We start from the raw sequence: 232 nt of genomic DNA, 5'->3' as shown, positions 1-232 counted from the left end.
ACACTTCATAATACCAAGGATGGGTAGATTTAATGGCTGCTACTAACCATTTGTGTAAATCTATGGCTGTGGGAAATTTGATTTTTTCTTCTGGTTGCAGTTTGTTATGTAATAATACCTGTTGACACAGTGCTAACCCTTGATTCCAAGCGTGTCTGGCTACTCCTGCGTGTTGCGCTAGTAGTGGTCGTTGTTGTTTGTTAACTTTGAGTTGGGTTTTGAATCCTAGTAG

Annotated in this window: 1 protein-coding gene; it reads right to left on the bottom strand. The window is 40.1% G+C overall.

What is annotated here, in order from left to right; genetic code table 11:
• Nucleotides 1-232: helix-turn-helix domain-containing protein (locus tag FFR48_RS28745; RefSeq protein WP_162502013.1), on the bottom strand; the 232-nt coding region annotated here is incomplete at both ends.

Origin of the sequence: Sphaerospermopsis reniformis, from assembly GCF_005402885.1 — a bacterium.
Taxonomy (GTDB): domain Bacteria; phylum Cyanobacteriota; class Cyanobacteriia; order Cyanobacteriales; family Nostocaceae; genus Sphaerospermopsis; species Sphaerospermopsis kisseleviana.
This window is presented reverse-complemented; position numbering and strand designations above follow the sequence as displayed.